Here is a 7,670-nt window from a genome sequence, read left to right as displayed (position 1 = left end):
CGACACCTTCAGGATGTTCGAGGAAGAGGCCTACAAGATGGGCTTCACGCATGCCGCCGTGGGCGCGATGGTGCGCAGTTCGTACCACGCCGACCAGCAGGCGCATCAAGCCGGGTTTGCCTGAGCGCTTCGCCTGACGCTGTCACGCAGCCACGCTGACGCGCCGGCCGGGTTCTTCCCGGCCGGCGCGTTTTGCTTTTGGCGTCTTGCCCGCAGTCCTACATCTTGTAGCGCAACGCCAGCAGCGCCGTGCGCGGCGCGCCGGGCATGTTGTAGTTCTCGGCCGCGCCGTGGGCCGAGATGAAGTAGGCGCGGTTGAACAGGTTCTGCAGGGTCAGCGTCACGTCGACATGGCGGCTGCGATAACCGGCGCCCAGGTCTACGGTCATATAGCCCGGCAGCGTCGTCACGTTGTATTGCGAAGCGAAGCGCGCGCTTTCGGCGCGCATGCCACCGGCCACGTAGAAGCCGTATGGCAGGTCGTGCTTGAGCCACAGTGAGCCGCTATGCCGTGGCGTGAGCGACGGCTGGTTGCCGCTGACGGCCACGCCGCCGCTCTTGTCGTACGGATTATCCAGGCGTCCGTTCAGGTAGGCATAGCTCGCGATCAGCGACCACGCCCTGGCAATCTCGCCAGTGAACGACAGCTCCAGCCCGCGCGTGCGCTGCGTGCCGATTGGCACGCCCTGCAGCGTGACGGGGTCGGCCGACGTCAGGTTGGTCTGCTTCATGTCGAACAGCGCGGCCGTCACGCTGGCGCCGGCGGACAGGTCGTACTTGGCGCCGATCTCGTAGTTGGTGGTCGACTGCGGGGCCAGCGAACTGCTGTTGGGGAAGAACACGAAGCTGTCGGACACCGGCTGGAACGAGCGGCTAGCCATGGCATACAGCGACAGCGGCTCGACCGGGTGATAGACCACACCCACGCGCGGGCTGAACGGCCGGTCGTTGCGCGCGATGTCCTGGTTCTTCGGCGTCAGGTCGTCGCGGCTTTGCTTGAGGAGCTCGTAGCGCAGGCCGGCCAGCACCGTCCACTGCGGCGAGAGCCTGATCAGGTCCTGCGCGTACATGGCGTAGGTCTCGTTGCGCGACAGGCCGTAGTTGTTGGGCACCGCGCTGGCCGGCACCGTCGGCAGCACCTGCAGCACCGGGTCGAACAGGTTGTAGGTGAAGCTCTGCCGCAGGCCCGCCACGCGGTCGCTCTTGTCCTGGTAGCCCAGTTCGATGCCGTACAGCAGCGTGTGTTCGATGCCCCAGGTCTCGGCCTTCTGGGTCAGTTCGTTCTGCCAGAAGGTGCCGCGGTCGCTGCGGTTGCGCTGGTTGACGTTGAGCGTGACGGTCGGAATCGGGCCGTCGTTCACGCTCTTGACCGTCACATAGTTGTTGCGGCCGAGCGAGTATTCGTAGGTGCGTACCGCGCTGTGGAACGACCATTTGTCGTTGAAACGGTGGTCCAGCGTGGCGGTCGCGCTCTTGACCGTGCTGTCGACATTGCCATCGCCCGCGTTGGCCGAGCCGTAGCGCGTGCTGATCGGCACGTTCGCGGGACGGCCGTGGTACGACGGGATGCCCTGGTCGGCAATGCGCTTGTCGTGCAGGTAATCGAACTGGAGAGTGAGTTTGGTGTCGGGTGCCAGGTTGAACAGGAGAGACGGCGCGATCGCCTGCCGGCGCAGGAAGTAGTCGTTGCGGAACCCGCCGGAGTCCTCCACGGCGCCGGTCAGGCGCGCGCGCACGGCGTCGTTGCCGACCGAGGTGTTCAGGTCGAAATCGGCGCGCTTCTGGCCTTCGGTGCCGAACAGCACGCCGATCTCCGCCATGGTCGGCGTCACCGGCTTCTTAGTCACGCGGTTGATGATGCCGCCCGCGGAGCCGCGGCCGTACAGCACGGCGGACGGACCTTTCAGCACGTCAATGCGGTCGATGTTCGACAAGTCGCGGAAGTACAGCGAATCGTCGCGCAGGCCGTCCACGTACTGGTCGTTGATCGACGAGAAGCCGCGGATGGTGACCTGGTCGCGCTGCGCATCGCCGAGCGACGCCGACACGCCCGGCACATTGCGCAGCGTGTCATTGATCGAGAGCGCGTTCTGGTCCTCGATCACCGCGTGCGGCACGACGTTGATCGATTGCGGAATCTCGCGCAACGGCACCGGGATCTTGGTGGCGGTGCCCGAGACTGGCGCGTCGTAGCTCGTGTCGTCGCGTTTGGCCGAGACGGTGGCGGCCGGCAGCGTGCCTGCGTCGGGCGCCCCCTCGGCGGCACGGGCGCCAGGCGCTAGCGGCAGGGATCCAAGGATGGCCAGGGACAGGCACAGCCGTTTCGTTGGCATTGCAGTTTCCATGAAAAGAAAGTTGATCCGATTGGTGATGCGGCAAAGTCAGCCGCCGGGCATGGCCAGGCGCGCCGAGGCTGTGGCAGCAGGTGTGGCTGCCCAGCGCACGAACAGCAGCGTCACGAGGGCCACGCCGTACACGGCCGCCATGGCGACGAATCCCGCACGCCAGCCGAATAGCCCGATCGAGACCGCGGCCACGCCCAGGCCAACCAGCGCGCCGCCCTTGGCCGCACTGCTGCACAGGCCCAGGGCGAAGCCCTGGCGGTCTTCCGGACTGGCTTCGGCCACCAGGCTGTTGAGCACCGGAAGCAGGCCGCCGAGGCAAAGCCCCCACGCCAGGCGCGCGGCGATGAAGCCGGTTTCGCCCTGCGCGTAGCCTTGCCACAGCGCCGTGGCTGCGCACACGGCCGTGAGCGCGCAGACGCGTCCCAGCGTGAGGTCGATCGGCAAGCCGGCGAAGCGCCTTGCCCACCAGCGCGCCGACAGCGCGAGCGTGGCCGCCGTGGCGCTGTAGGCGATGCCGGCCAGCATCACCGAACCGTGCAGCGTCTCGGTGATGTACGGCGCGAGGAAGGCCTGCGGCATGATGCGCGCGGCCTGCACGGCCACGGTGCCGAGCAGCAGGCCGATGACCAGGCCGCCCAGCGGCGTGTGGGCCGCCGCAGTTGCCGTGGCGGTGAGAGGCGCCTGGCGGCGCGGCGCCGGGCTGGCCGATGGCAGGCACAGCATGGCTAGCGGAATGCAAGCCAGGATGATGGCCGCGCCGGTTGCGTTGGCCAGCCGGAAGCCCATCGAGCCCACCAGCCATGCGCCAACCGGCGGCGCCATGAAGCTGCCGCAGGCGGTGACGGTCTGCAGGTCGGCGAAGACGCGGCGACGCGCATCGGCCGGTGCTACGCGCATCGCGTAGACCTGTGCCGCCGCCAGGAAGCCGGCCAGCCCGCCCTGCACGGTACGCGCCAGCAGCACGCTGGCGGCGGAATCGGCATACACCGTCCATAGCTGTGATGCCGCCAGCGCGATCAGTGCCCGCAGGATCATCGGCTTGGGGCCGGTGCGGTCGGCAAGGCGTCCCCACCACGGCGCGGTCAGCAGCGTGGCGGCCATCGGCGCGAAGTATGCCGCGCTGGCCACCCATGCGAACGGCACGTGCGGCAGCGGCGCCAGTTCGCGCAGGAACAGTGGCCAGAACGGGCCGGTCATTTCCATCGCGCCCATCGACAGCGCCTGGATGGCGAGCAGCCACCGGATGGCGCGGCGCCAGGCGCCGGCGTCAGTCGACGGATTCATGCGGGCACCGCCGGCGCTGCCATGTTCGCCAATGGATTGGGCAGCGTGGCGTGCATGTCGTCCGACTGGTCGCGCAGGCGCATGCGCACGAAGGTCTTGAAGGTCCACGGTGCCTGCAGCAGCGCGTGACGCTCGTGTGCCCATGTATCGGCATCCAGCAAGGTCCGATGCTGTTCGAACACGGCGTGCATGGCCTCATGCCACTGGCGCAGGCCCTGCGCGCTGCCGTGCTCGGGGAACAGCGCGAGCGCCAGTTCGCCGATATGGCACAGCAGGAAGGCATGGATCAGCTTCCTGCGCGCAATGGTGCGATCGGGGTAGGTGGTGTGGCCGGCACGGAACGGCGAGATGGAGAAGCCTTGCGCCTCGAGCGCGGGCAGCGCGATCTTCACGTCGCCGAAGTCGCGCACCACCAGCCGTTGCGGCATGCCTGCCGCGTCGATCGCGACGAAGGTGTTCTGCTGGTGCGCTTCCAGCGCGATGCCGTAGCGCAGGTAGAGCCCAACGATAGCCGGAATCGCCACGCGCAGATAGGCGTCGAAGAAGCGCATGGCGCGCTCGGCGCGGCTGCCGTTGGCCTGGCGCGCGAGCACGGTGTCGAGCAGCACAGGCGCGGCAGCGCCCGTCATGTCGGCGGTGAAGTCCGGGGTGAACAATGCACCGACCGGCAGCAGGCGCTGGTTGCCCGCAATGCATGTGGTCGGGTTGTCGCGCACGATCATCGACAGATGGCGCGCACGATTGTCGTCGGCGTCGATCAGATGCAGGCCATGGCGTTCGGGAACGACCGACAGCACGCGCGCAAGCGCCACATCGCCGGACAAGATGCGCTCGAGCAGGGTGCTGACGCGTGGCCCCATCACGGCGGATTTGGGGGATACCGTGCGTTCCACGCTGGTCAGCCTCATGCTGACGGGCAGTTTGAGCATCGGGCCGCCCGGCGCACCGTCGGCAGCCACGGTGCGGAACGACATGGTCGGGCGTGCGGCGATGGACAGGTCGGGCAGGAGAATCAGCTCGCCGGTGGCCAGTTCGGCGGCAAAGGTCTCGCGCAACGCCGCATCGCGCTGCCACGGATGCACGGGCAAGGGCAGCCATGCCTCGGCTGCGAGTCCGCGTTGCGCCAGTGCCTGGCGGAACCCGGCCATCGCCTCCGGGAAGGTGGCGGCGAACCACGCGACATACTGCGGCGTGCCTTCCATCGTCGTCACACTGACACGGTGCGCGGCCACCGCGGTCAGGCCGACCTGCACCTGAGCCTGGAACTCCGGCGATAACGCGATCACCTGACTCGGTGCCAACCCCAGGCGGGTCTTGCAGGCCGGGTGCCAGGGATGGCCACCCGTGCCCCATTGCTCGGTGCGCGCCAGGGCTGGTGGCGTGCCATCGCCCGCAAGCAGGCTGATGGCGTCCCGTGCTCCGCTGGCGGCGCGTTCGGCCGCCAGCCGTTCACCCCAGGCAAGCCGGTACGCCTGGCACAGCGTGTCGTTGTCCTGGCTGTTGTCGAGTTCGGTCGCGAGCCGGATGATGGCGGCCGGGCTCTCGGCCCCGGCCTCCTGCGTGTCGAGCAGCGGCCCAAGGCAATCGAGCAGGGCAGACGGCCGCTCGACAGGAATGGGCGGGCGACCGTGCGCGAGCACGGTCACGTCGCCGGCCAGGATCCAGCTGCCAAGCGCCCCCGGGCGAAGGCCGGTGAAGCGCAGCAGCACACGTTGCTGCCAGACCGGCAGCAGCGTGACGTCCGCACACGTGTCGACGATCAGTTGGTCGGGACTGAGCAGGGCTTCGCGAAACAGCGCCTGCAACAGGCGCGACAGCACGCGCCGGCGTGCCATCTGCCGGGCCTCGGACCAGTGCGGGGCACGGACGCCGGCTTGGGCGAGCGCGGGAATCGCTTCGAAAGACAGGTTGTCGGCCGCGGCGACAGGGATTGCAAGGGCGGCGGAATCGGCTTGGCGTTGCACGATGGCTCCTACAGGTCATTGACGCGTGCGGACGAGCCAGAAACTCGCCCAGCGACGCAAGGGGGCCTGATGTAGGGACCGATCGAGGACCGGATACGCGATCCGGGAATGGCGCGTTTTTTTCTGCGCGGTAGTTTAAACGCAAACGAATATCATTTGCAATTATATATGGCTTTTTGGCCTCCTCCTCGATCTGTGTCATACGGAATTCCGTCCGGGCCCAGCGGAAACCTAGGGTCATCCCCGGTGCCCGCCATGACAGGGTTTCGATATGATGAATTCATCGATAAATTGTCGATGAAGTGCTATTAAATCGCGCGGGCGTCCTTCGACGCTCTTCGTGCCCCGGTATTTTGCTGCCTACACTGCATATACCGTGGCCAGCCTTGTTTTCACCTGTAGTCGCCATGCCCCAATGCACCGTCCGCCGTCTTGCCGAACAGGCGCTGCTCTGCAGCGTGCCGCCGCCGGCTTCGCTCGCGGCGCAGCGCCGCATCTGGGCCATGGCGGCGCGCGCGTCCGACTGGCGCGGCGTCGTCGATGTCGTGCCCGGCATGAACAACCTGACGGTGATCTTTGACGAGGCCGCCGATGTGGCCGCGCTGGAGCGCAACCTGAAGCTCGCCTGGGCCTCGGGCGAGGCGAGCCAGGCCGCCGGCCGGCTCGTGGAAATTCCCGTGCGCTACGGCGGCGAGCATGGGCCCGACCTGGCCGACGTCGCTGCGCATACGGGCCTGAGCGCGCAGGAAGTGGTGCGCCGCCACAGCGCAGGCGAGTACGTCGTCTACTTCCTGGGTTTCCAGCCAGGCTTCGCCTACATGGGCGGACTGGCGCCGGAGCTGGCCACGCCGCGCCGACGCGAGCCGCGGCTGGCCGTCCCGGCCGGCTCCGTGGGCATCGGCGGCGAGCAGACCGGCATCTATCCGGCTGCCGCCCCCGGCGGCTGGCAATTGATCGGGCGAACCGACGCCGCGCTGTTCGTGGCCGACCGCGACCCGCCTTCGCTGTTTGCCCCCGGCGATACCGTGCGTTTTGTTGCCGAGGAGGTCATCGCGTGATCGAGATCGTCCGGCCTGGTGCGCTGGCCTCCGTGCAGGACCTTGGCCGCACCGGCTTTCGCCGCTTTGGCGTGGGGCTTGCGGGCGCCATGGATCCGCTGGCGCTGACCATCGGCAACCGGCTGCTCGGCAACGCCGCCGGCTGTGCCGCGGTCGAATTCACGCTCGGCCGTGCGGCCGTGCGTTTCCACGAAGATATGCGCGTGGCACTGGCCGGCGCCGAGTGCAACGCCAACCTCGACGGCGTATCGGTCTGGTCGTGGCATGCCTTCGATGTCCACCGTGGCGAGACGCTCACGCTGCCCGCGACGCGCGGCGGCACGCGCGTCTACCTGTGCGTGGCGGGCGGCATCGATGTGGAGCCTGTCATGGGCTCGCGCAGCACTGACCTCAAAGCCGGTTTCGGCGGTTTTGCCGGCCGTGCCTTGCATGAGGGCGACCGCCTTGCCGCCGCACGCCCCGGCGTGGCCGAGGGCTCCGACTGGCTCGGCGTGCAAGCGCCGTCGTGGGCGCTGCCGTGTGCCGATGCCGGCGGCGTCATGCCGATCCGCATGCTGCCCGGCCCCGAGTACGACGATTTCGAACCCGCTGCGCAGGCCGCGCTGTGGGAATCCGAGTGGACCATCACGCCGAACAGCAACCGCATGGGCCTGCGCCTGCAGGGGCCGGCACTGGAGCGCAAGGCCGAATGCAGTGCCGACCTGCTTTCGCACGGCGTGGTGCCGGGCGTGATCCAGGTGCCCCCGGCGGGACAGCCGATCGCGCTGATGGCCGATGCGCAGACCACCGGCGGCTACCCGAAGATCGGCGTCGTGATCGGCGCCGACCTGTGGCGCCTGGCGCAGGTGCCGCTGGGCGCGCCGGTACGTTTCGTGCGCGTCACGCTCGAAGAGGCCGCCGCCGCGCAGGCAGCGGTGGATCGCTACCTGCGCCAGATCGACCAGGCCCTGCAATGGCAGGGCGATGGCATGACCATAGCCGCGCGCCGCCGTACCCGCACGCGCGCCGCAGCCTGAGGG

5 protein-coding genes and 1 pseudogene are annotated in these 7,670 nt (G+C 68.4%); 3 read left to right on the top strand and 3 right to left on the bottom strand.

The annotated features are described in order from the left end of the window. Nucleotides 1-124, top strand: a pseudogene (locus tag AC3FKG_RS27780) (lipoyl synthase); the annotation flags it as partial. A gap of 94 nt (nucleotides 125-218) precedes the next feature. On the opposite strand, the gene AC3FKG_RS27775 reads toward AC3FKG_RS27780, so the two are convergent. From AC3FKG_RS27775 to AC3FKG_RS27765, 3 genes are read right to left on the bottom strand one after another with little or no spacing between them, the layout of a single operon-like run. After that, a complete protein-coding gene (locus tag AC3FKG_RS27775; RefSeq protein WP_483710087.1) occupies nucleotides 219-2,333 on the bottom strand; it encodes a TonB-dependent receptor in 2,115 nt (704 codons plus the stop codon). Between the two features lie 48 nt (nucleotides 2,334-2,381). Beyond that, nucleotides 2,382-3,629 carry a rhizoferrin export MFS transporter gene (locus AC3FKG_RS27770; RefSeq protein ID WP_488744684.1) on the bottom strand — a complete coding sequence of 416 codons (1,248 nt, stop codon included), beginning with the start codon at nucleotides 3,627-3,629 and terminating at the stop codon, nucleotides 2,382-2,384. Further along, the gene (locus tag AC3FKG_RS27765) at nucleotides 3,626-5,593 is read right to left on the bottom strand and encodes an IucA/IucC family protein (protein WP_488744683.1); all 1,968 of its coding nucleotides are present in this window, start codon (nucleotides 5,591-5,593) and stop codon (nucleotides 3,626-3,628) included. Before AC3FKG_RS27765 ends, AC3FKG_RS27770 begins: the two co-directional genes overlap by 4 nt. Before the next feature lie 407 nt (nucleotides 5,594-6,000). Between AC3FKG_RS27765 and pxpB the strand changes: the two genes are divergently transcribed. Together pxpB and AC3FKG_RS27755 are read left to right on the top strand one after the other, a co-directional pair. Continuing rightward, nucleotides 6,001-6,651: a 5-oxoprolinase subunit PxpB gene (pxpB, locus tag AC3FKG_RS27760; protein WP_483710090.1), complete on the top strand. Its 651-nt coding sequence runs from the start codon at nucleotides 6,001-6,003 to the stop codon at nucleotides 6,649-6,651. Next, nucleotides 6,648-7,667 carry a 5-oxoprolinase subunit C family protein gene (locus AC3FKG_RS27755; protein ID WP_488744682.1) on the top strand — a complete coding sequence of 340 codons (1,020 nt, stop codon included), beginning with the start codon at nucleotides 6,648-6,650 and terminating at the stop codon, nucleotides 7,665-7,667. Before pxpB ends, AC3FKG_RS27755 begins: the two co-directional genes overlap by 4 nt. The last annotated feature ends 3 nt before the right edge of the window (nucleotides 7,668-7,670 follow it).

This window comes from Cupriavidus sp. 22TCCZM04-2 (assembly GCF_057798895.1).
The sequence above is the reverse complement of the archived record's forward strand: the minus strand, read 5'-3'. Positions and strand labels throughout refer to the sequence as shown.